Origin of the sequence: Bradyrhizobium sp. CCBAU 53421 (assembly GCF_015291625.1) — a bacterium.
GTDB lineage: Bacteria > Pseudomonadota > Alphaproteobacteria > Rhizobiales > Xanthobacteraceae > Bradyrhizobium.
This window is the reverse complement of sequence record NZ_CP030047.1, coordinates 8,691,469-8,710,694: the sequence shown is the minus strand read 5'-3', so window position 1 is coordinate 8,710,694 and position 19,226 is coordinate 8,691,469. Positions and strand designations below refer to the sequence as shown.

General features: G+C 66.2%; 16 protein-coding genes. 12 read left to right on the top strand and 4 right to left on the bottom strand.

The window, feature by feature from the left end:
• Positions 1–213 precede the first annotated feature (213 nt).
• The 8 genes from XH92_RS40325 (at position 214) to XH92_RS40290 (ending at position 8,881) form a co-directional block, all read left to right on the top strand.
• Positions 214–1,836, top strand: a complete 1,623-nt coding sequence (locus XH92_RS40325; protein ID WP_194456987.1) for an ABC transporter substrate-binding protein — start codon at positions 214–216, stop codon at positions 1,834–1,836.
• Between the two features lie 291 nt (positions 1,837–2,127).
• A complete protein-coding gene (locus XH92_RS40320) occupies positions 2,128–3,141 on the top strand; it encodes an ABC transporter permease (protein WP_194456986.1) in 1,014 nt (337 codons plus the stop codon).
• Between the two features lie 9 nt (positions 3,142–3,150).
• Positions 3,151–4,050: an ABC transporter permease gene (locus XH92_RS40315; protein ID WP_194456985.1), complete on the top strand. Its 900-nt coding sequence runs from the start codon at positions 3,151–3,153 to the stop codon at positions 4,048–4,050.
• Between the two features lie 247 nt (positions 4,051–4,297).
• On the top strand, positions 4,298–6,103 hold the full coding sequence (locus XH92_RS40310) for an ABC transporter ATP-binding protein (protein WP_194456984.1): 1,806 nt from the start codon (positions 4,298–4,300) through the stop codon (positions 6,101–6,103).
• Between the two features lie 19 nt (positions 6,104–6,122).
• The gene (locus tag XH92_RS40305) at positions 6,123–6,302 is read left to right on the top strand and encodes a DUF4089 domain-containing protein (protein WP_194456983.1); all 180 of its coding nucleotides are present in this window, start codon (positions 6,123–6,125) and stop codon (positions 6,300–6,302) included.
• 28 nt (positions 6,303–6,330) lie between these two features.
• Positions 6,331–7,707: an AtzE family amidohydrolase gene (locus XH92_RS40300; protein ID WP_194461666.1), complete on the top strand. Its 1,377-nt coding sequence runs from the start codon at positions 6,331–6,333 to the stop codon at positions 7,705–7,707.
• A gap of 1 nt (position 7,708) precedes the next feature.
• The gene (gene hpxZ, locus XH92_RS40295) at positions 7,709–8,101 is read left to right on the top strand and encodes an oxalurate catabolism protein HpxZ (RefSeq protein ID WP_194456982.1); all 393 of its coding nucleotides are present in this window, start codon (positions 7,709–7,711) and stop codon (positions 8,099–8,101) included.
• A gap of 42 nt (positions 8,102–8,143) precedes the next feature.
• The gene (locus XH92_RS40290; RefSeq protein ID WP_194456981.1) at positions 8,144–8,881 is read left to right on the top strand and encodes a GntR family transcriptional regulator; all 738 of its coding nucleotides are present in this window, start codon (positions 8,144–8,146) and stop codon (positions 8,879–8,881) included.
• 188 nt (positions 8,882–9,069) lie between these two features.
• Here the strand turns inward: XH92_RS40290 and atzF are convergent, their stop codons facing one another.
• Positions 9,070–10,887 carry an allophanate hydrolase gene (gene atzF / locus XH92_RS40285; protein ID WP_194456980.1) on the bottom strand — a complete coding sequence of 606 codons (1,818 nt, stop codon included), beginning with the start codon at positions 10,885–10,887 and terminating at the stop codon, positions 9,070–9,072.
• Positions 10,888–11,079: 192 nt separating this feature from the next.
• Positions 11,080–11,607, bottom strand: a complete 528-nt coding sequence (locus XH92_RS40280) for a MarR family winged helix-turn-helix transcriptional regulator (protein WP_194456979.1) — start codon at positions 11,605–11,607, stop codon at positions 11,080–11,082.
• Between the two features lie 154 nt (positions 11,608–11,761).
• Between XH92_RS40280 and XH92_RS40275 the strand changes: the two genes are divergently transcribed.
• On the top strand, positions 11,762–13,618 hold the full coding sequence (locus XH92_RS40275; protein ID WP_194456978.1) for a feruloyl-CoA synthase: 1,857 nt from the start codon (positions 11,762–11,764) through the stop codon (positions 13,616–13,618).
• A gap of 481 nt (positions 13,619–14,099) precedes the next feature.
• Here the strand turns inward: XH92_RS40275 and XH92_RS40270 are convergent, their stop codons facing one another.
• Complete coding sequence (locus tag XH92_RS40270; protein ID WP_246788077.1) at positions 14,100–14,624, bottom strand: MarR family winged helix-turn-helix transcriptional regulator; 525 nt, start codon at positions 14,622–14,624, stop codon at positions 14,100–14,102.
• An 82-nt stretch (positions 14,625–14,706) separates the two neighbouring features.
• On the opposite strand from XH92_RS40270, the gene XH92_RS40265 reads away from it, so the two are divergent.
• Together XH92_RS40265 and XH92_RS40260 are read left to right on the top strand one after the other, a co-directional pair.
• The gene (locus tag XH92_RS40265; protein WP_194456977.1) at positions 14,707–15,909 is read left to right on the top strand and encodes a cytochrome P450; all 1,203 of its coding nucleotides are present in this window, start codon (positions 14,707–14,709) and stop codon (positions 15,907–15,909) included.
• A 43-nt stretch (positions 15,910–15,952) separates the two neighbouring features.
• The gene (locus XH92_RS40260) at positions 15,953–17,179 is read left to right on the top strand and encodes an ABC transporter substrate-binding protein (protein ID WP_246788075.1); all 1,227 of its coding nucleotides are present in this window, start codon (positions 15,953–15,955) and stop codon (positions 17,177–17,179) included.
• Between the two features lie 207 nt (positions 17,180–17,386).
• Here XH92_RS40260 and XH92_RS40255 read toward each other — a convergent pair whose 3' ends face one another.
• Entirely contained in the window at positions 17,387–18,046 is a 660-nt protein-coding gene (locus tag XH92_RS40255; RefSeq protein WP_194456976.1) for an isochorismatase family protein, read from the bottom strand.
• Positions 18,047–18,194: 148 nt separating this feature from the next.
• Here XH92_RS40255 and XH92_RS40250 point away from each other — a divergent pair, with 148 nt between their 5' ends.
• Complete coding sequence (locus XH92_RS40250) at positions 18,195–19,145, top strand: helix-turn-helix domain-containing protein (RefSeq protein ID WP_194456975.1); 951 nt, start codon at positions 18,195–18,197, stop codon at positions 19,143–19,145.
• The last annotated feature ends 81 nt before the right edge of the window (positions 19,146–19,226 follow it).

Sequence of the window (19,226 nt, the reverse complement as noted above, 5' to 3'; positions counted from 1 at the left end):
AAGCGAGCAGCACTCCGTGTGCGCCCATCTATTAGGCAGGTGGCCCTCCTTTGTATGCAATCCGAGTCGCGTTGATCGGTGTCAGAACAAGATACGTTCAGCTATTTTTCCCATATTTGCAGCGTGTTAGCGCCTCATAAGGTTTCGTTAAGGGTTGGCACAATCCTTGCGATCTGAGTTCCAAGGCCGTTCTCAAGGGCGTTGGAGCATCACATGAAGCGTCGCGATTTCCTCAAATCGGTGTCCGGACTAGCCGCCGGCGCCCTGGCGCCGACGGCGCCTGCGATCTGGTCGCCGGCCAAAGCCGACGCGCGCTCCGAGACGCTGCTGATCGTCTCCGAAGGCGGTCCCAACAATCTCGATATCCACGGCATCGGCACCAACGTGCCCGGCTATGAGGTGTCGTGGAATTGCTACGACCGGCTGATCAGCCACGAGATGAAGAGCGGTCCGGGCGGCGTGCCCTATTACGACCGCGACAAGTTCAAGCCCGAGCTCGCCGAGGACTTCAACGTCGGCGACATGTCGGTCACGTTCAAGCTGCGCAAGAACGCCAAATTCCACGACGGCACGCCGGTGACGGCCAAGGACGTCAAATGGTCGCTCGACCGTGCCGTCAGCGTCGGCGGCTTCCCGACCTTCCAGATGAGCGCGGGCTCGCTGACCAAGCCCGAGCAGTTCGTCGTCGTCGACGACAGCACGGTGCGCGTCGACTTCCTGAAGAAAGACAGGCTGACGATCCCCGACCTCGCGGTCATCGTGCCCTGCGTCGTCAACTCCGAGCTGGTGAAGAAGAACGCGAGCGAGAAGGATCCCTGGGGTCTCGAATTCACCAAGCAGCAGACCGCGGGCTCCGGCGCCTACAAGGTGACCAAATGGACCGCGGGCACCGAAGTGATCATGGAGCGCAACGACGACTGGGTCTCTGGCCCGATGCCGAAGATCAAGCGCGTGATCTGGCGCATGGTGCCGCAGGCCGGCAACCGCCGTGCGCTGCTCGAACGCGGCGATGCCGACATCTCCTACGAACTGCCGTTCAAGGATTTCCAGGAGATGAAGGCCAACGGCAAGCTCAACGTGGTGTCGCTGCCGTTCTCCAACGGCATCCAGTACATCGGCATGAACGTGACCAAGCCGCCGTTCGACAATCCGAAGGTGCGGCAGGCGATGGCCTACGCGATGCCGTATCAGAAGATCATGGATGCGGTGCTGTTCGGCCTCGCCAACCCGATGTTCGGCGCGGCCAAGGACAAGCCGACCGAGGTCGCCTGGCCGCAGCCGACCAAGTATGTCACCGACATGGAGAAGGCCAAGGCGCTGCTCGCTGAAGCCGGCTACGCCAACGGCTTCGAGACCACGATCTCGTTCGACCTGAATTTCGCTGGTGTCAACGAGCCGCTCTGCGTCTTGGTGCAGGAGAGCCTCGCGCAGCTCGGCATCAAGACCACGATCAACAAAGTGCCCGGCGCCAACTGGCGCACCGAGCTCACCAAGAAGGAAATGCCGCTGTTCACCAACGTGTTCTCCGGCTGGCTCGATTACCCCGAGTACTTCTTCTACTGGTGCTATCACGGCAACAATTCGATCTTCAACACGATGAGCTACAAGTCGCCCGAGATGGACAAGCTCATCGACGGCGCGCGCATCGCCGCCGCCAACGGCGACACCGCGGCGTACGACGCCGACGTCAAGGGCTTCGTCGATCTCGCCTTCACCGACATCCCGCGCATCCCGCTCTATCAGCCGTTCGTCAACGTCGCGATGCAGAAGAACATCTCCGGCTACCAATACTGGTTCCACCGCCGGCTGGACTATCGCGCGATGGCGAAGGGGTGAGGAGCAGATGCTGACGGTTCGCCACGCATCGGCACGCGCAAGTGAGGTGAGCACATCTCTCGGGCTCCCTCCCCCCTTGCGGGGGAGGGTGGGGAGAGGGGTACGCCGCATACGCGCAAGGACGACGTCCGGCGAGATCGTACCCAATCATTCGCCGCATCGCGTGCGGATTGGCGCGGCGTTCTATCTGGCATCGGAGCAAGCGGCACCCCTCTCCCCAACCCTCCCCCGCAAGGGGGGAGGGAGCCCTGCCAGTCCCGTTGCGGCTTTCTTCGACATCCGGAGCGCGCCATGCTGACCCTGATCGGCAAGCGGCTGCTGTTCGCGATCCCCTCTTTGATCGGGGTCGTGATCGTGACGTTCCTGCTGACGCGCGCGCTGCCCGGCGATCCCGCGGCGTATTTCGCCGGCCCTGCGGCAACCAAGGAGGCGGTCGACCAGATCAGGAAGAAGCTGGGCTTCGACAAGCCGCTGATCGAGCAGTTCGTCCGCTACACCAACGATCTCGCTCATGGCGATCTCGGCACGTCGCTCACCACGGGGCAACCGGTGGCGGCCGAGTTGCGTAACCGCCTGCCGGCGTCGGCCGAACTCACGCTGCTCGGCCTCGTCGTCTCGATCGTGATCGCGATCCCGCTCGGCGTGCTGGCGGCGACGCGGCCGGGCTCCTGGATCGATCATCTCTGCCGCGTCACCACGACGGCGGGCGTGTCGCTGCCGGTGTTCTTCACCGGGCTCGTGCTGGTCTATCTGTTCTATTTCCGGCTCGGCTGGGCACCTGCGCCGCTCGGCCGGCTCGACGTGTTCTACAGCGCGCCGCCGACCGTCACCGGCTTCTATCTCATCGACACGCTGATCGCGCGCGACTTCGAGGCGTTTCGTTCTGCGCTCAGCCAGCTGATCCTGCCGGCGGTGACGCTCGCGATCTTCTCGTTGGCGCCGATCGCGCGCATGACGCGTGCCTCGATGCTGGCGGTGCTGGCGTCCGATTTCGTCCGCACCGCGCGCGCCAGCGGCCTGTCGCCCGGCAAGGTGATCGTCACCTACGCCTTTCGCAATGCGATGCTGCCGGTCATCACCACGCTCAGCATGGTGTTCTCCTTCCTGCTCGGGGCCAATGTGCTGGTCGAGAAGGTGTTCGCCTGGCCCGGCATCGGCTCCTACGCGGTCGAGGCGCTGATCGCGTCGGACTTCGCACCCGTCCAGGGCTTCGTACTGACCATGGCGGTCATGTACGTGCTGCTCAATCTGCTGATCGACATCCTTTACGGCGTGATCGATCCGCGCGTCAGGTTGGAAGGCTAGGGAGGACAGATGAGCAGCGTTGCCCCCACTGTTGAGCCGGTCGGTCCCGCCCGCACCTCCGGGCTCGCCGCAGTCTTCGAGCAGACCCGCTATGTGCTGAGCGAGAACAAGGTCACCGGCTTTGCCTTCGCGCTCCTGGTCTTGATCATGTTCGCCGCGCTGTTCGGGCCTTATGTGGTGCCCTACGACCCGCTCGCCTCCGACACCGCGGCCGCGCTGAAGCCGCCGTCGGTCGCGCACTGGTTCGGCACCGATCAGCTCGGCCGCGACATCTTCAGCCGCGTCATCGTGGCGACGCGGCTCGATACCTTCATCGCGGTCGCCTCCGTCGTGCTGGTGTTTCTGATGGGCGGACTGGCCGGCATCGCCGCCGGTTATTTCGGCGGCTGGACCGATCGCATCGTCGGCCGCATCGCCGACACCATCATGGCGTTTCCGCTGTTCGTGCTGGCGATGGGCATCGTCGCCGCGCTCGGCAACACCGTGCAGAACATCATCATCGCGACCGCGATCGTGAATTTTCCGCTCTATGCCCGCGTCGCACGCGCCGAAGCCAACGTCCGTCGCAACGCCGGCTTCGTGCAGGCGGCGCGGCTGTCCGGCAATGGTGAATACCGTATCCTGCTGGGGCACATCCTGCCCAACACCATGCCGATCATGATCGTGCAGATGTCGCTCACCATGGGCTACGCGATCCTCAATGCCGCGGGCCTGTCCTTCATCGGCCTCGGCGTCCGTCCGCCGACCGCCGAGTGGGGCATCATGGTCGCCGAGGGCGCGGGCTTCATGGTCTCAGGCGAATGGTGGATCGCGCTGTTCCCGGGCCTTGCGCTGATGATCGCGGTGTTCTGCTTCAACCTGCTCGGCGACGGCCTGCGCGACATCGTCGACCCGCAGCGGAGGACGTGATGACGGGCAGCGGGCAGCGAAGCGCAACGTATGGAAGTGAGGCGGGCACTGCTCTCTCATTCCCTCCCCCCTTGCGGGGGAGGGGCAGGGAGAGGGGTAGCCACGAACTCCGACCTCGCCTGGGGCCACCCCTCTCCCCAACCCTCCCCCGCAAAGGGGGAGGGAGCGTGAGACCGGTGCCCGCCTTACTTTGCATGGGGTTGTTTTGCGGATTCTTGGATGACGCCTCGCATCAAGGGAGGTGCGGATGACCGCGCAGCCATTGCTCGACGTCCAGGACCTCACCGTCGAGTTCACCACCCGCCGCGGGATCGTCAAGGCGGTGCAGCACGTCAACATCTCCGTCGGCAAGGGCGAGACCGTCGGCATCGTCGGCGAGTCCGGCTCCGGCAAGTCGGTGACATCATATGCCGTGATGCGGATCCTGGATCGCGCCGGCCGGATCGCCGATGGTTCGGTGATGTTTTCGGGCATCGACGTCAAGTCGGCCTCGGAGAGCCAGATGCGCGACCTGCGCGGCCGCGAAGTCTCGATGATCTTCCAGAATCCGCGCGCCGCACTCAATCCGATCCGCAAGGTCGGTCACCAGATCGAGGACGTGCTGCGCCAGCATGTGCAGCAGGCGCAGGTCACCGATCGCGGCGAGAAGGCGATCGAGGCGCTGGAGCAGGTCAAGATCGCGCGTCCGCGCGAGCGCTATCACGCCTATCCGTTCGAGCTGTCCGGCGGCATGTGCCAGCGCGTCGTCATCGCGCTGGCGCTGGCCTGCAACCCGCAACTACTGATCGCCGACGAGCCGACCACCGGCCTCGACGTCACCACCCAGAAGGCGGTGATGGACCTGATCGTCGAGCTGACCCGGCGCCGGGCGATGTCGACGATCCTGATCACGCACGATCTCGGCCTCGCCGCCGCCTATTGCGACCGTGTCGTGGTGATGGAGAAGGGCCGCGTGGTCGAGACCGCAAAGTCGGCCGACATCTTCGCCGCGCCCCAGCACGACTACACGAAGAAGCTGATGCGCGCGACGCCGCGGCTCGGGGTGTCATTGCGCGATCTGTTGCCGGAGGATGACTCCCTTGCCTCTCCCCGCGTGCGGGGAGAGGCCGACACGCGCAGCGTGGCGGGTGAGGGGGACTCTCCGCGAGCCGTGCTCGTGGACACAGCCCCTCACCCCAACCCTCTCCCCGTAAAGAACGGGGAGAGGGAGCGGATAGAGCCCCTCCTGCTGGTCGAAAAGCTCGTCAAGGAATATCCCCGCCAGGGCGCGGGCTCGGTGCTCACGAAACTGTTCGGCCGCAAGCCGCCGGTCGAGGAGGACATCTTCCGCGCCGTCGACGGCATCAGCTTCCAGGTCGATCACGGCGAGAGCGTCGGGCTGGTCGGCGAATCCGGCTGCGGCAAGTCGACGACGTCGATGATGGTGATGCGGCTGCTCGACCAGACCTCCGGCCGCATCATGTTCGACGGCGAGGACATCGGCGCCATCGCGCCGCAGTCCTTCGCGCGGCTGCCGCGGCGCAGCCAGATCCAGATGGTGTTCCAGGATCCGACCGACAGCCTCAATCCGCGTTTCACGGCGGCTCGCGCGATTGCGGACCCGATCATGCAGCTTGGCGACATCAGGGGGCGCGATGCGCTCCGCCACCGCTGCGAGGAGCTGGCGCGGCTGGTCGGCCTGCCGGTCAATCTGCTCGACCGCTTTCCGCATCAGCTCTCCGGCGGCCAGAAGGCCCGCGTCGGTATTGCGCGCGCAATTGCGCTGCACCCGAAGCTCGTCATCCTCGACGAGCCGACCGCGGCACTCGACGTCTCGGTGCAGGCGGTGGTGCTCAATCTCCTGCAGGACCTCAAGCAGTCGATGGGCATGAGCTATCTGTTCGTGTCGCACGATCTCAACGTGGTGCGTCTGCTGTGTGATCGCGTCATCGTGATGCGCAGCGGCCGCATCGTCGAGCAGGGCACATCCGAACACGTCTTGGGCAATCCACAGGATGCCTATACAAAAGAACTGCTGACGGCGATCCCGCATCCGCCGTTGCCGGTCGCTTGAGAAACTCATTGGGAGCGAAATGGCCGATCAACTCGACGACTACATGAACGCTGTCGCAAGCGCGATGGGGTTGCCGCTCGAAGACGCCTGGCGTCCGGCGGTGCGCGCAAATCTCGAGGTCGCGCTGCGGCTGGCGCGGCTGGTCGATGACTTCCCGCTGCCCGATGACGTCGCATCGGCCGCCGTCTATTCGACCTGAGATCGCGATGTCCGAAACTCCCACTGCCATGTCGGCCGCCGAGATCGCGCAGGCCGTCTCAAACCGCAAGATCACGGCCCTCGCCGCGACCGAAGCGGCGCTCGCGCGCATCGCGGCGCACGACAAGGTGCTCAATGCCTTCACCGACGTCACCGCCGATCGCGCGCGGGCCAGAGCCAAGGCGATCGATGCCGCGATCGCGGCGGGCCAACCGGCCGGCCCGCTCGCCGGCGTGCCGTTCGCGGTGAAGAACCTGTTCGACGTGCAGGGCCTCTCGACCCGCGCCGGCTCGAAGATCAACCGCGATCTGCCGCCGTCGCCGCGCGATGCCACGCTGATCGAGCGGATGGAAGCGGCGGGCGCGGTGCTGGTCGGCGCGCTCAACATGGGCGAATACGCCTACGACTTCACCGGCGAGAACGTGCATGACGGTCCGTCGCGCAATCCGCATGATCCGACGCGGATGGCCGGCGGCTCGTCGGGCGGCTCCGGCAGCGCCGTCGGCGGCGCGCTGGTGCCGATCGCGCTCGGCTCCGATACCAACGGCTCGATCCGGGTGCCGTCGTCGTTCTGCGGCACGTTCGGCCTGAAACCGACCTATGGCCGGCTGTCGCGCGCGCGCTCATTTCCGTTCGTTGCGAGCCTCGATCATCTCGGCCCGTTTGCGCGCAGCGTGAAGGATCTCGCGCTCGCCTATGACGTCATGCAGGGGCCCGACACTGAAGATCCCGCCTGCGTTCCGCGGCCGCTCGAACTGACCCTGCCGTCACTTGCCGAAGGCATCAGCGGGCTCCGCGTTGCGATCGCCGGCGGCTATTTCCAGCAGAATTTGCTGCCGGAGGCCGTCGAAGCAGTCGCGCGCGTGGCCAAGGCGCTCGGCGCCACAGAGACCGTGGAGCTGCCGGAGGCGGCGCGCGCCCGCGCGGCCGCCTTCATCATGACCACGACCGAGGGCGCCGCGCTGCACCTCGATCGGCTGCGCGAGCGGCCCCGCGACTTTGATCCGCCGGTGCGCGACCGCTTGTTTGCGGGCGCGATGATCCCGGCGGTCTATGTCGACAAGGCGCAGAAATTCCGCCGCTGGTACCGCGCCAGGGTGCTGGAGCTGTTCCAGTCGGTCGACGTGATCCTGGCGCCGGCAACGCCGTGTGTGGCGCCGAAGATCGGTCAGGCCACCTTTACGCTCGACGGGGTCGAGCTTCCGGTCCGCCCCAATATCGGGATCCACACCCAGCCGATCTCCTTCATCGGCCTGCCGGTGGCGGCCGTGCCGGTGCCGCTTGAACCGATGCCGATCGCCGTGCAGATCATTGCCGCGCCCTGGTGCGAGGACATTGCGCTTCGGGTCGCCTACGCGTTGGAACAGATGGGCGTCGCGGCCGCGCCGGCGCCGAGAGGACTCTAAAATGGAAATCGATCTTCCCGACGTGCTCGCCGAGGTCACCGCGCAGTTCGAGCGCTACGAGAAGGCGCTGGTCTCGAACGATGTCGCCGTGCTCGACGAGCTGTTCCGCAACGATCCCCGCACGCTGCGCTATGGCATCGGCGAGAGCCTCTATGGCTACGCCGAGATCGCGGCGTTTCGTGCGGGGCGGCCGGCGGTCGGGCTGATGCGCAGGATCGACCGCACCGTGATCACGACCTACGGCCGGGACACCGCGATCGCCTCGACGCTGTTCTACCGGGACAGTGCCCCGGGCCGGGTGGGGCGGCAGATGCAGACATGGATTCGCTTCCCTGAGGGCTGGAGAATCGTCGCCGCCCATGTCAGCGTCATTGATGAGCCCAAGGTTGGTTAAATGAGGGGGCCTGATCAGGGTGATTGAAAGGGCGTTTCAGCCATGAGCCTGGACGATCTTCCGACCCGCGCGCCATCGGCACAGGGCACCGAGGGGGAGCCGCTGGTGCGGCGCGTCGATCGCGCGGCGTCGCTGGTCGACAAGACCACCCGCGCCGAAGAACTGCGGCTGCAGCTCGCCGACGAGATCGTGCGCGGCACGCTGCCGCCAGGCGCCGGGCTCGATGAAACCGATTTGGCGCGCCGCTTCAACGTCTCGCGCACGCCGGTGCGCGAGGCGTTGCGGCAGCTCGCTGCCAGCGGCCTGATCGACGCGCGCGCGCATCGCGGCGCCGTGGTGGCGCGGCCTTCGCTCGAGCGGCTCACCGGCATGTTCGAGGCGATGGCCGAGTTGGAAGCGATATGCGCCGGTCTTGCCGCCGAGCGGATGACGCCGGCGGAGCGCCACGCGCTGGAGGCGGTGCACGAGGAACTGCGGGTGCTGAGCTACACCGGCAATCCCGAGCGCTTCCACGAGGTCAATGAGCGCTTCCACAACGCGATCTACTCCGGTTCGCAAAACGCCTATATCGCCGAGATCACCCTGGCGACGCGGGTGCGTGTGCAGCCGTTCCGCCGCGCCCAGTTCCGCAACCTCGGGCGCCTGGCGAAATCCCATGCCGAGCATGACCGCGTCGTCGTCGCCATCCTGCGCGGCGACAAGATCGGCGCTGCGGCTGCGATGCGCGCCCATATCGAGCAGGTGCGCGGGGAATACGAGACCTACGCGGTGTCGGTGTAGCGCCTTCTTACCTCGCCCCCGCTTGCGGGGAGAGGTCGGATTGCATCGCAGATGCGATCCGGGTGAGGGGGTACAGGTCTATCGACAGTCACGACGCGGAGAGATGCCCCTCACCCCAACCCTCTAAGAGCGAGCTTCGCTCGTCTCGACCCCGCAAGAGCGGGGCGAGGAGCGCACCGGCCCAGCGGTTACACCTTCTTCTCCGCCATGAACGCCCGCCAGCCGCCATAGGCCGAAATATCCTTCGCGCCATGAATCGCGGCCGGCTCGACGATGAAGCCCTTGGCCTGCCGTCCGTCGGCGAGCCTGATCGTGCCGATCGAGAGCGGCGGCGGGATCGCGGCGACGAATTTTCCGAATGCGGCCGGCGACATCGCCCACAGCTCGAGCTTGATCGCATGACCCGCGCCCGGCTCGATGCGCAGCATGCCGGGTTTTGGCGGCGTGGTATCGAGCGCATAGAGCTTGTAGTCCGCCGCGGTGACAGTCTCTTCCAGCAGGCGCGCATCGAGCATGGTCAGTTCATGATTTAGCGCCATGCCGGAGAGATGCGCGCCGACCACCGCGATCGTGATCTCGTCGGCGCCGGCCTGCGTCGGCACGGCGGCGAGCGGCGGCTGCGGCAGCGCTTTGGCGCCGACGGCAAGTCCGGTGTCGGCATGGAATACGCGGCCGATGCCGGCAAGCGCGGCGTCGTGGCCTGCGGGGGCGAGCAGGGTGATGCCGAACGGCGCGCCGTCCTGCCGCATCGCGGCGGGCAAGGCGAGACCGCAGAGATCGAGCAGGTTGACGAAGTTGGTGTAGGTGCCGAGCCGCGAGTTGAGCTCGATCGGGTTGGCCAGCACGTCGGCGGTGGAATAGACCGTAGGCGCAGTCGGCAGCACGATCGCATCGCACTGCGCGAAGGTACGCGCGGCAACGCGGCGCAGCGCCTGCAGGCGGTACAGCGCGGAGAATGTATCGGCCGCGGTGGGCCGCGCGCCGCCGATCGTGATCTCGCGCGTCACCGGGTGTATCGCATCCGGCGACGACGCCAGGAGGTCGCGGATCACGAGATAGCGCTCGGCGACCCATGGGCCTTCGTAGAGCAGCCGCGCCGTCTCGTAGAACGGCTCGAGATCGAATTCGACGAGTTCGGCGCCGAGCGCCTGCCAACGCTTGCAGGCTTCGCCATAGGCCTTCTCAGCTTCGCGATCGCCGAAGAAGATCAACTGGCCGCTCTTGGGAATGCCGAGCTTCAGCTTGGCCGGAAACGCCGCGAGCGGTGCCAGCGGCCGCTCGCGGGAGAACGGATCGGCGTCATCCGGCCCGGCCATCACGGCAAGCACCGCCAGCGCGTCGTCGACGGTGAGCGAGAACACCGAGATGCAGTCGAGCGTGCGGCAGGCCGGCACCAGCCCCGCGTTCGAGATCAATCCGAGGCTCGGCTTGAGCCCGACGATGTTGTTGAGCATCGCTGGCACACGGCCGCTGCCCGCGGTGTCGGTGCCGAGCGACAGCGGCACGAGGCCCGCCGACACCGCGACCGCGGAGCCCGAACTCGATCCACCCGGCACCAGATCATCCCGCACCGGATTTTTGGGAATGCCGTAGGGCGAGCGCACGCCGACCAGGCCGGTGGCGAACTGGTCGAGGTTGGTCTTGCCGATGATGATGGCACCGGCCGCGCGCAGTTTTGCCACCGCCGTGGAGTCCTTCGCCGGCATGTAAGAGAATGCCGGGCAGGCGGCGGTGGTCGGCAGCCCCGCGACGTCGATATTGTCCTTCACGGCGACCGGCACGCCGTAGAGCGGCAGCGTCGGATCGGTGAGCCGCGCGGCTTCGGCGAGCGCCTCCCGTTCGTCGCGCAGGCTGATGAAGATGGCGGGATCGTTGTGCTCGCGGATGCGCTGGTAGCTGCGCGCCACCGTTTGCGCCGGCGTCAGGGTCCCGGCGCGGTGTGCGGCAACGATCGCGGCGACAGTTTCAGTCACGTGGTTGGCCTCGTCTCTGGCGCGGTGAGGCATCGGATGCCTTCCGCGAGGGAATTGCAGCCGGATCGAAGCAAGCAATGTGCCATTGTGTACAATGCGCCTGCGCTCGCGGAGCGGCGGATTATTGCACAATATCAGTTGCTTGAAATGATCGCTGGCACCTGAGGCAAGCCGGACTGACCGCGCATCTGCTCAATTTTAAGGCAAGCGTGACCGGTCGATCGATCAGGTGAAGCAGGCGAGGATCTTCAGCAATTGCTCGCGGTTTTCCCTGCCGATCTTGTCGGCGACATGCCGCTCGTGCTCGGCGGCGAGCCGCTTGAACTGGGCCAGCGCGGTCTTGCCGCGCCCGGTCAGATGCAGCGCGTGGGAGCGGCGGTCGGTGGCGGAAGGGATGCGGCTGACGAAGTCGCGCTCTTCCAGGCTGTCGAGCAGATGCACGAGGCGCGCGCGCTCGATCCCGAGCCGCTTGGCGACCGCCATCTGGCTCAGGCCCGGATTGGCCCCGATCACGGTCATGACCGAATACTGCGTCGGGCGGATGTCGACCGTCGCCAGCGTCTTGATGAAGTCTTGGAAGATCCAGAGCTGGAAGCGCCGCACCGCATAGCCGGCGTGGCCGACCAGCGCATCGAGGCCGATCTCTCCGGCATCGCCGCTGGGTCCCCGGCCATTCGTGGCGCGCGCCTGGGGGCGGCGGATTGCCGCTGCCGTTCCTGCCGCCTTGCGCGATGTCTTTTGCTGGCCCGCCATGAGCATAGGCTAGCGCGCCAGCGCTACGAGAGGAAGATTGTTGTTGACGACAACAATTGATATCCGCAACATTATGGCAAAGAGCCCGGCCGGGATCGCGACGCCGCACCATGTTGCGGCGCGATCCTGAAAAGACACGGGCGAGGAGGAAACCATGACGGCCGCCAGCGGTGACAATCCGAACAGCCTGTTCGCAACGCCCGCGATCGTTGCCATCAGGCGCGATGACGGCAGCATCCTGGTTCGATCCACCACGCCGCTGAAAGATAGCGCCCGCTGCGTCGGCGACTGGCTGGAGCATTGGGCACAGCAGGCGCCGGATCGCATCTTCCTTGGCGAGCGCGCCACCGCCGAGGCGCCCTGGAGCACCGTCAGCTATCGCGACGCGCTCGGCATCGTGCGGCGGGCCGCATCGTGGATCCTGGCGCAAGGGCTGAGCACCGAGCGGCCGCTCGTCATCCTCTCCGACAACGGCATCGACCACGCGCTGTTCGCGCTCGCCGCCCAGCATGTCGGCGTGCCTTCGGCCGCGATCTCGCCGGCCTATTCGCTGATGTCGAAAGACTTCGACAAGCTGAAGAGCATGATCAGCCTGCTTGAGCCCGGCGCGATCTATGTCGCCAGCACAAAGCCGTTCGCCGCAGCGCTTGCTGCGATCAGGCCGCTGCACCGGGCGACCATCGTCAGCGGCAATCCCGGTGATGCCGATGCATTGGCGTTCAGCACCATCGCAGCGACGTCGGAATCGCCGGAGGTCGCCGCGGCGTTCGCGAAGGTGTCGTCGGACACAATCGCCAAATTCCTGTTCACCTCGGGCTCGACAGGCACGCCGAAAGCCGTGATCAACACCCAGCGCATGCTGACCTCGAGCCAGCAGGCCAAGGCGCAGACCTGGACGTTCCTGGAGCGGGCCGGCGAGGAACTGATCATTCTGGACTGGCTGCCCTGGAGCCACACCTTCGGCGCCAACCACAATTTCAACCTGGTGCTGCGCAACGGCGGCACGCTCTATATCGACGGCGGCAAGCCGGCGCCCGGCCTGTTCGCGACCTCGCTCGCCAACCTGCGCAGCGTGGTGCCGACGGTCTATTTCAACGTGCCGCGCGGCTTCGACATGCTGATCACAGCGCTCCGCGCCGACGAGGAACTGCGCCGCAAATTCTTCGCGGGCACCAAATTCGCCTTCTATGCCGGCGCGGCGCTGCCGCAGAATTTGTGGGACGCGCTGGAGGAATTGTCGCTGCAAACGGTCGGCCGCAGGCTGCCGATGGTCTCGGCTTGGGGCTCGACCGAGACCTCGCCGCTGGCGACCGATTGCCACTTCCTCGCCAAGCGCTCCGGCAATATCGGCGTGCCGATATCAGGCACCGAGCTCAAGCTGGTGCCGTCGGGCGACAAGCTCGAGGTCCGCGTACGCGGCCCCAATGTCACGCCGGGGTACTGGAAGGCACCCGAGCTCACCCGAGAGGCTTTCGATGACGAGGGCTTCTACAGGATCGGCGACGCCGTCACCTTTGCCGATTCCGCCCGGCCTGATCTCGGCCTGTTCTTCGACGGCCGCGTGGCGGAGGATTTCAAGCTCAATTCCGGCACCTGGGTCAGCGTCGGCACCCTGCGCGTCGCCGGCATCGCGGCACTCGCGCCGCTCGCGCAGGATATCGTCGTCACCGGCCACGGCCGCGACGAGGTGCGCTTTCTGGTGTTTCCGAACCTTGCCGCCTGCCGTTCGCTGGCCGGCTTGCCCGAAAGCGCCGGCGCGCAAGAGGCGATCAGCCATCCGGCGGTCCGGTCCGCGATCGGGCAGGGGCTGGCACGGCTGAAGGCGCAAGGCGGTCATTCCTCCGGCCATGCCACCCGTGCGCTGCTGCTCGCCGAGCCCGCCTCGGTCGACGGCGGGGAGATCACCGACAAGGGCTACATCAACCAGCGCGCCGTGCTGACCCGCCGTGCCGCAGCAGTGGCGGTATTGGAGGACAAGGCGTCGTCCGAGCCGATCGCCTGCGCGAGCTGAGATTGGGGGTAGAAAAGGCGGACGTAAGGAAGGCACCAGCGGTAGGGTTCCCTCCCCCCTTGCGGGGGAGGGTTAGGGAGAGGGGCACCGCTTGCTCCGCTGCCGATTGAACACGAGGACACGCGTTCGTCGGTGAGCCAAGTCGTTGATGTGGCGTTGCGCAACGGCTCGAGTTGAGCCCGGGGCCACCCCTCTCCCCAGCCCTCCCCCGCAAGGGGGGAGGGAGCCTGAGGAGTGTACTCGCCTGACCTGATGGCGGCGTCACGTCCCTCCGCTTGCGACCCGACGACGCAGTGCATCACGGATTTTTAGTTGCCATAGCAACTAAGCTGTGCGAGTTTCCGCACCCATAGGGACAGGGCCGGTCAACGGTCACGCGTTTTGGAGGAGAATGTTGCGCAGCACGGCGCCAGCGGCACGCATGGACAATCGGGCGAATACCGTGGGGGCGCAGCGCGCCGCCCGTGGCCCGGCTGCGCGGTCAGGTCGTGCCTTGCCCGGTCACGGCGCCGAGATTTTCGTGCAGCCGGCGCAGCAGGTCGATCAGCACCTCGCGCTCGTCCTTTTTCAGGCACGACAGCAGCCGCCGCTCGCGCTCCAGCGCCGCGACGATGACCTTGTCGTGGATGGCGCGGCCACGGGCGGTCAGCGTGATCGAATGGGTGCGGCCGTCGTCGGGCGCGGTGCGGATCGTCAGCAGGCCGCGCCTTTGCAGTGCCGCGAGGTTGCGGCTGACCGGCCCCTTGTCGAAGCCGATCACCTGGCAGATCCGGGAGGCGGGAATCCCCGGCTCGATCGCCAGTTGCGAGATGATTCGCCACTCGGTGACGTTGACACCGAAATTCTTCTGGTAAAATGCGGTGGCGCTGTTCGACAGCTTGTTGCCGATGAAGGTGATGAACGCCGGCACATAGCGATTGAGGTCCAGCAGCGGGCCATCGGTGGCATCTGCGGGATCGGCCGGTTTGGGCCGGCGGGGCTTTCGGGGGAGGGGCTGGCTGCTCATTTCCCAAATCATCGCTGCGAAACTGTTCGGGAGCAAGTGACATGCTGCCGATGTCGACAAGATCAAACCTCGGGAGGTCCCGATGACTGCAACAGCCGTGACATCCGTCCCGCATCTCGACGTCGATCCGTTCGCGCTCGAATTCTTCGCCGATCCCTTCCCGACCCATCAGCGGCTGCGCGAGGCCGGGCCCGTGGTCTATCTCGACAAGTGGAATGTCTATGGCGTGGCGCGCTACGCCGAGGTCCATGCGGTGCTGAACGATCCCGCGACGTTCTGCTCCAGCCGCGGCGTCGGCCTCAGCGACTTCTCCAAGGAGAAGCCGTGGCGGCCGCCGAGCCTGATCCTGGAGGCCGACCCGCCGGCGCATACCCGCACCCGCACCGTGCTGAGCACGGTGCTGTCGGCGACCGTGATGAAGCAGCTGCGCGGACGATTTGCCGCCGCGGCGGAAGCCTGCGTCGATGCTCTGCTGGAGAAGCGCCGGTTCGACGCGATCGAGGATCTGGCGGAAGCCTATCCGCTGTCGATCTTCCCGGATGCGCTGGGCTTGCGACCGGAGGGCCGCGAGCATCTGCTGCCTTACGCCAGCCTGGTGTTCAACGCCTTCGGGCCGCCGAACGAGCTGCGCAAGCAGGCGATCGAGCGCTCCGCGCCGCACCAGGCCTATATCGCCGAGCAGTGTCAGCGCGACAATCTCACCCCGGCCGGCATCGGCGCCTGCATCCACGCCCATGTCGATAGCGGGGCCATTACCGCGACCGAAGCGCCGCTGCTGGTGCGCTCGCTGCTTTCGGCCGGTCTCGACACCACCGTCAACGGCATCGGTGCCGCCGTCTACTGCCTCGCCCGCTTCCCCGACCAGTTCCAGAAGCTGCGCGGCGATCCGACCCTGGCGCGCAACGCCTTCGAGGAAGCGGTGCGGTTCGAAAGTCCGGTCCAGACCTTCTTCCGCACCACGACCCGCGAGGTCGAGCTCGGCGGGGCGAGCATCGGCGAAGGCGAGAAGGTGCTGATGTTCCTGGCTGCGGCCAATCGCGATCCGCGCCGCTGGGAAGCGCCCGACAGCTACGACATCACGCGCCGGACGTCGGGCCATGTCGGCTACGGTTCGGGCATCCACATGTGCGTCGGCCAGCTCGTGGCCCGCCTCGAAGGCGAAGTGATGATGGCGGCGCTGGCGCGCCGTGTCGCCAGGATCGAAATCACCGGCGAACCGAAGCGCCTGTTCAACAACACGCTGCGCGGGCTGAGCAGCCTGCCGGTCGAGATCACGCCGGCCTGACGAGACGTTTAGTACCGGCAAAGGAAACATGGGAGGGGATGCGATGAGGGGCTTCGGGGTTGGGCGATTTCGGATTGGACTTGCGCTCGCATTGGCCTGCGCCGCGGGCAGCGCACGCGCGGAAATATCCGACAACGTCGTGCGGGTCGGTGTGCTCAACGACATTTCCGGCATCTTCCAGGACACCAACGGCATGGGCTCGGTGGAAGCCGCGCGGATGGCCGCGGAGGATTTCAATGGCGGCGGCAAGGGCATCAAGGTCGAGATCGTCTATGCCGATCATCAGAACAAGGCTGACGTCGGATCCGCGATCGCGCGCAAATGGCTCGATGTCGAAGGCGTCGATGCCATCGTCGACGTGCCGAACTCGGCCGTTGGCCTCGCCATCAACTCCGTGCTGCGCGACTCCAAGATGACGTTCCTGGCCTCGTCAACCGCAAGTTCAGACCTCACCGGCAAGGCCTGCTCGCCGAACACCATTCAATGGGTCAACGACGCCTGGGCGACCGGCAACACCACCGCGGCGGCGATGATGCAGCGTGGCGGCAAGGACTGGTACTTCGTGACCGTCGACTACGCACTCGGCAAAGGCATTGAAGCCGAGGCGACCAACTACATCGAAAAGCACGGCGGCAAGGTGCTGGGATCGAGCAAGCATCCGCTCGGCACCTCGGACTTCGCCTCCTTCCTGCTGCAGGCGCAGAACTCGAAGGCAAAGGTAATCGGCCTCGCCAATGCCGGCGGCGACACCATCAACGCGGTGAAGCAGGCGGCCGAGTTCGGCATTCAGGAGGGCGGCCAGACCATGGTCGCGTTCCTGCTGTTCGTGAACGACATCCACGGCATGGGCCTGAAAGTCGCGCAGGGTCTGCAACTGCTCGAGGCCTTCTACTGGGACATGAACGACGACACCCGCGCGTTCGCAAAGCGCTTCGCCGCGCGTCCCGGCATGAACGGCAAGATGCCGAGCGGCAACCAGGCCGGCGTCTACGCCGCGACGCTCGCCTACCTCAACGCCGTCGCCGCGACCGGCAGCGACGACGCCAAGGTCGTGGTGCCGCAGATGAAGACCTTCAAGGGCAAGGACAGACTGTTCGGCGACACCACGATCCGCCAGGACGGCCGCGTCATCCATCCGATGTATCTGTTCGAGGTGAAGAAGCCGGAGGAGTCGAAGTACCCCTACGACTACTACAAGCTGATCGCGACCATTCCGGCCGAGCAGGCGTTCCGCCCGCTGGCGGATGGTGGCTGCGCGCTGGTGAAGTGAGCTCGTCGCCGCGTGCTCAACTGCGTCCCCTCTCCCCTTGTGGGAGAGGGCTAGGGTGAGGGGTATCTCTCCATACGGCATGCAGCTTGGATAGACCGCAACCCCTCACCCGGAGCGCATTCCGCTTTGCTTCATGCGCTCCGGCCCCTCCCACAAGGGGAGAGGCGAACCGAGTGTGTTGTGCGAGAGTTCGCTCCTCACCACCCGCTACGCAGCCTTCGCCGCCCCGTCGGCTACCTTCACTCGCCCCAGCATCTCGGCCGCTGTCATCACATGCGCCGTCGAGAAGGCGAGGATCGTCAGCGTGGCGCGGTGCACCTGTTCGGCGGACAGGGCGCCCTGGCCGACATCGGGATAGTCGAACGTACCGGTCGCATCCGACAGGAAGACGACCTTGTAATTGTGGAACATGGCGTCGCGCGCGGTGGCGTGGCAGCAGTTCTCGGTGGTCGTGCCCGAGATGATCACCGTCGTGATGCCCCATTCGCGCAGGATGAGGTCGAGGTCGGTGGCGAAGAAGGCGCTGTAGCGATGCTTCTTGATGACGTGCTCGCCCGGTGCCGGCGCGAGGTCGTTGAAGATCTCGACACCCGCGGTGCCGTCGACCAGCGACGAGCGGTCGGCGATCGGCGCATAGAGATCGTCATAGAGCCCCATGTCGCTGCCGTCGCGGCGATGCACATGCGCGGTGTAGATCACGCGGATGCCTTTGTCGCGGCAGGCCTTCAGGGTCTGCGCCAGAAGCGGCACCATGGCGGCGGCCTGCGCCGACCGCAGCTTGGCGCCCTCGGCCACGAAGTCGTTCTGCATGTCGACCACGATCATGACGGTTCGCGCCGGGTCGATGATGTCGCATTGGTAGCCCATCTGGTGTCTCCTCTCCTGGTGAGAGACATTTTCTACGCCGGTTCCTACCGTCGTTCTTGGCTGTGCGGGCCAATCGCTGGACTCTGCTTGCCAGAACGGCGGCAGACGCAGAGTATCCCGTTGCCGGGTTGGGCGGGAGCAAGGTCCGATGCAGACCTCAGATCACACAGTCGTCGCGCAAACGCTGGTTGCGCCGGGTGACAGTTTTGACCGCTGGCATCACGTCACCTGCCGCGAATTCTCGTTGACCGAATGCCGCCGCGTCGCTGACGAGGCGTTTGCCGCGTCGATCTCGATCCGCCATTTCGGCCCGCTTGCCATCAACGACATCTGGTCGTCGACGCCGGCCGCCGAGCGGATCCGGGTGATGCGCAGCGCGAGCGACGTCCGCCGCGACCCGCGCGACTATTTCATGCTGTGGCTCACCTTGCGCGGCGAGGTCAGCTTCGCGCAGGGCGGCCGCGAGGTGCGGATGCGCCGCGGCGATCTCATGCTGCATGACCAGGCGCAGCCGTTCACGCTGGAATTCGCCCCGAGCGCGCGTTCGATCATGGTGTCGATCCCGCGGCCGCTGCTGCTCGCGCGCCTGCCGGATGCGCATCGCCTGACGGCACGGCGGGTCGGCAACGCATCGAAAGTGGGCGCGCTGGCGGGATCGCTGATCCGCCGGCTGACGCGCCTCGATGACGAGGCCGGGCCTGCTGCGACAAGGCTCGGCGCCTCGGTGCTCGATATTTTCGCGACCACGCTGCAGACCGAACTGACCGACGATCTGCCGCAACACGGCGGCGAGCGGCTGGCGCGGGTCAAGGCTTACATGCTGGCCAATCTCGACGACGTCGAGCTCGATCTCGATGCGATCGCCACGGCGCAGAACATGGCGCCACGCACGCTTAATCGCCTGTTCGCGCGCGAAGGCACGACGCCGATCCGCTGGCTCTGGCAGCAGCGCCTCGCGGGTGCCTACCAGGCGCTGGCGGAGCGACGCTTCACCCATGTCACCGACGTCGCACTCAGCTTCGGCTTCAGCGACGTCTCGCATTTCAGCCGCGCCTTCAAGGCGGCGTTCGGCCGCTCGCCGCATCAGGTGATGGGCTGACGCTTATCCATCAGTGCGGCTGCACGGCGGCACCGAGCGATCGCAAACCCGTCGACCGGTCCGCATTCCGCCTCGCTTCAT

What these genes read in the sequence shown, in the direction of transcription:
- XH92_RS40325 (WP_194456987.1), top strand. Translation starts at nt 214, where the DNA reads ATGAAGCGTCGCGATTTCCTCAAATCGGTGTCCGGACTAGCCGCCGGC.
- XH92_RS40320 (WP_194456986.1), top strand. Translation starts at nt 2,128, where the DNA reads ATGCTGACCCTGATCGGCAAGCGGCTGCTGTTCGCGATCCCCTCTTTG.
- XH92_RS40315 (WP_194456985.1), top strand. Translation starts at nt 3,151, where the DNA reads ATGAGCAGCGTTGCCCCCACTGTTGAGCCGGTCGGTCCCGCCCGCACC.
- XH92_RS40310 (WP_194456984.1), top strand. Translation starts at nt 4,298, where the DNA reads ATGACCGCGCAGCCATTGCTCGACGTCCAGGACCTCACCGTCGAGTTC.
- XH92_RS40305 (WP_194456983.1), top strand. Translation starts at nt 6,123, where the DNA reads ATGGCCGATCAACTCGACGACTACATGAACGCTGTCGCAAGCGCGATG.
- XH92_RS40300 (WP_194461666.1), top strand. Translation starts at nt 6,331, where the DNA reads ATGTCGGCCGCCGAGATCGCGCAGGCCGTCTCAAACCGCAAGATCACG.
- hpxZ (WP_194456982.1), top strand. Translation starts at nt 7,709, where the DNA reads ATGGAAATCGATCTTCCCGACGTGCTCGCCGAGGTCACCGCGCAGTTC.
- XH92_RS40290 (WP_194456981.1), top strand. Translation starts at nt 8,144, where the DNA reads ATGAGCCTGGACGATCTTCCGACCCGCGCGCCATCGGCACAGGGCACC.
- atzF (WP_194456980.1), bottom strand. Translation starts at nt 10,887, where the DNA reads ATGCCTCACCGCGCCAGAGACGAGGCCAACCACGTGACTGAAACTGTC.
- XH92_RS40280 (WP_194456979.1), bottom strand. Translation starts at nt 11,607, where the DNA reads ATGGCGGGCCAGCAAAAGACATCGCGCAAGGCGGCAGGAACGGCAGCG.
- XH92_RS40275 (WP_194456978.1), top strand. Translation starts at nt 11,762, where the DNA reads ATGACGGCCGCCAGCGGTGACAATCCGAACAGCCTGTTCGCAACGCCC.
- XH92_RS40270 (WP_246788077.1), bottom strand. Translation starts at nt 14,624, where the DNA reads ATGAGCAGCCAGCCCCTCCCCCGAAAGCCCCGCCGGCCCAAACCGGCC.
- XH92_RS40265 (WP_194456977.1), top strand. Translation starts at nt 14,707, where the DNA reads ATGACTGCAACAGCCGTGACATCCGTCCCGCATCTCGACGTCGATCCG.
- XH92_RS40260 (WP_246788075.1), top strand. Translation starts at nt 15,953, where the DNA reads ATGAGGGGCTTCGGGGTTGGGCGATTTCGGATTGGACTTGCGCTCGCA.
- XH92_RS40255 (WP_194456976.1), bottom strand. Translation starts at nt 18,046, where the DNA reads ATGGGCTACCAATGCGACATCATCGACCCGGCGCGAACCGTCATGATC.
- XH92_RS40250 (WP_194456975.1), top strand. Translation starts at nt 18,195, where the DNA reads ATGCAGACCTCAGATCACACAGTCGTCGCGCAAACGCTGGTTGCGCCG.